Source organism: Methanospirillum hungatei (assembly GCF_020216685.1).
GTDB classification, from domain to species: Archaea; Halobacteriota; Methanomicrobia; order Methanomicrobiales; family Methanospirillaceae; genus Methanospirillum; species Methanospirillum hungatei_B.
Genome location: NZ_JAIWNS010000287.1, coordinates 1 through 3319 on the forward strand (window position 1 = coordinate 1; position 3319 = coordinate 3319).

The following is a 3319-nucleotide window of genomic DNA, read 5'->3' on the forward strand; positions in this document are numbered from 1 at the left end:
ACAATTCCTTTTACCTCCTCAAGTCGTTCAATATGGGTGAGATCAAGGTGTGAGATTGCATAGAGGTATACCTGCAGAACATTCTGCCAGTATGCAGGTTTAATTCCCATATCCTGATAATCTTTCGCAAATTCAAGAGACTGGGATACTTTTTTTACAATACTCTTCTCCTTTTCAAAGAGTGTCAGAACAGCCGGATCAGAGACCATATCTTTTTGCACTTCCAAATATCCGGACAGAGTGAAGATGTAATTCCTTATGTCTTCAAAAGTGATGGCATTGAGGAGAGTGAGTTTATTTCTGGCTTTCTCTAAAGCTTCCTCAGCCTTCTTCCTATCTGAAATGTCCCGTGCGACTGACTGGTATTCGGTGATTGATCCTGCCTCATCAAATAACCCCCGAATCGTTCCATTGATCCATCTCTCCTCTCCATCAGACTGGAGAATCTTACATTCAAAAAAAGTCACCGGGTTATCAGATGAGAGTTTGGAGATTTGGTTCAGAATCTCGGAGAGATATTCTTCTATTTCCGAAATTTCGCCTCCTTTCTGGAGGATGTCTTCCCGATTTAAATGGAAGAATGAACAGAAAGCGTCATTTACAAAGATTACCTTTCTTTCTGGTGTGAAACGGAGGATGATTTCTGTCTGATCTTCGACAATACTCCTGTATTTTTGTTCACTCATCCGAAGTTCCTGTTCAAATGTTGCCAGGGTATTGTAACTCTCTCTCAGCTCCTCCTCATTTGCTGCTAACTTCTCATATGCCTCATGTAAATCAAAATTCTTTTGAATGAGTTCCTGTTCGAATCTCTTCTGCTCGGTAATATCGACGAGGGTTGCAAGAGTCTGACCTGTCCCAGGCATCTGGGTAACACTGATCATGATATCCCTGATGTCTCCGTCTCGGGTTTTGAATTTGAAATTATAAAGAGATGGAATGTCTTTTTCTCCTGCCTGCCGTCTCTTGTTGTACTCAATCATCCGGTTTCGTTCTACAGGATCTGCAACAAACTCCACCCATTTCTTCTTCCCAATCACTTCCTCTTGTGAATATCCCCATAATTCTTCAAATTTTTTATTCATGAGAGCGATTGAAAAATCTTTATCTACAAGAATCAGGGGATTTTCTGAGTGTTCAAATATTGTCCGGTACTGTTCCTCCGAAATGCGGAGTTCCTCTCTTGCCAACGTTAATTCTGAAATTCTTAATTCAAGATCAAGATATGATTCCCTGAGATTCTTCTGCATCTGTTCAATTCCACGGGCAAGGATTCCTATCTCATCAGGACGGGTAGTTTCATTGATTTCAGTCTCCAGATTCCCCTGACCTATCTTTGAAACGGTAAAGGTGAGGTTTAATATCGGGTCGGTCAGATACCGGGAGAGGGCATAACCAAGAAGACCTGAAAAGAGTGCCCCGAAAATTAGAGATGCAATGGTTACATGAATCATCCGGAGAATATTTTCAAATGCTTCAGTTGTGGAACGTTCAGTAATCACTGCCCAGTCAGTTCCTGCTATCTTTGCATATGATCCGATAACCTCCTCTCCATTTAACCCGATATATGATCTCATTTCACTTCTTTCTGAGTTATCTGAAATAAAATCCTGCACCGGTGGAAATGCAGTCATCGATGATCCATAACGGTCCAGTATATCGGATATTTTCTGATAAGCAATAAATATGCCATCTTTATCGACAATATATACATACCCGCTGGTACCAAGATCAATCTTCTCTATCTCTGACCATAATGGCAAAACACTGGCAGTTCCTATAAGAATATGGGTAATGGTTCCCTGATCATCTGATACCGGGATTGCAATATCAACGGAGATTAAACCGGTCTGCGGGAATACATAGATGGGTGAAATGACCGTTTCTCCATTTCGGGCACGTGTAAATAACGATTCTGTTGATCGATTACCAAGTTCATCAGGCATGTAGGTATAAAACCGTGATAATTTTAAGACTTCTTTCCCATCTGGAGTAAGCACGGTACATTCATGATACAATTTTCTTTTGTCATTGAGAAGGTCGATAAGAATCTCCTTTTGTTCTTTGAGGGATAAAGTTGAAAAATGTGAACTGGTTGAGAAGAGCATTAGATTATCTGCCAGATTTGAAAAATAGTAAGAAATTATCAGACTTACTTCCTCTGAAGATTTCTTCTGGGTCAAATGGATAGCATCCTCCTGCTCTGAATATGCTATCCAGATAACTCCACAGCCGACGATCAGAACCATAAGGATTACAAGAAGAACTATACTGAGTATGGTCCGTGTCGTAATCCGTTGCAGATATGGGATGCTATGCGGTGATTTCGGGGAAGTCATGGTTTTTCAGATTTTGTAGCCGGGGTTTTCTGCATATGAATCAGGCCATACTGTTGTCCATGATCCCTTCTGTACCTGCATCATCGTTAATGTTGAGTATTCATTCTGTCCCTCAGGGCTGAAGGAGATATAATCATCCGGAATGAGAATATCCTGGCCGGACGTGATATTCGTTTCTGATAATGCAGTTCGGATATCTTCCCTCTCTAAAGATGCAGCCCTTTCTAATGCATCACTGAGTACAAAGATTGTCTGGTAGGTATAGACGCTGGCACCTGAAAGATTCACGCCAAATCGTGCATAGTATCGATTATTTAGGTCACGGACTGCCGGTAGAGAATATACCAGTTCAGATACCGAATAGATACCTTCAGCGTCAGGGCCAAGATCATCTAGAAACGCTTGTGAAATGGTTCCTCCACCTGAATCTATCACAGGTCCTGTAAAACCTGCATTTTTCAGTTCCCTGCTGATGATAACTCCATTTTTCAGATATGTTGTCGTAAAAATTGCGTCAGGTTTTTCCCTGGCTGTTCTTCTTATGTCTTCCAGATACTTGTCCACGTCTGCTGCTACATAACTGGTATCAATAGAGATGGTAAATCCCCCTCTCTTCAAAAATTTATGTTCAGCAAGGGCTGCACTGGTTCCAAAGGCTGTATTTTCATAGATGAGTGCAACAGTCTTTATCGGATTTATTAATTTTCGGTTCAGGGATTCAAGAAACTGGACTTTGGTATGTGCATAATCATCGACTGTGGGAATAATTCTGAATATATAGGCATATCCTCTCTCAATAATGATATCAGATATTCCGGTATTTACCATGAAAGGAGTTTTATATTGCTCAGCAATTTGTGTAGCAGCGATGGCCACATTACTTTGATATGCCCCGACGAGTGCAGTAACTGTATGATTCAGGATAAGTTCTTTCGTTTTCATCGCACCAATGGTTGCATTCCCTTTTGAGTCAGCGATGA

General features: G+C 41.0%; 2 protein-coding genes. Both read right to left on the minus strand.

Features of this window, described 5'->3' with window-relative positions; genetic code table 11:
* On the minus strand, positions 1-2339 hold a 2339-nt coding region (locus LDL35_RS15050; RefSeq protein WP_304023998.1), incomplete at its 3' end, for a PAS domain S-box protein.
* Positions 2340-2345: 6 nt separating this feature from the next.
* Positions 2346-3319 (minus strand): ABC transporter substrate-binding protein (locus LDL35_RS15055; protein ID WP_304024001.1); only part of this gene is annotated, 974 nt, incomplete at its 5' end.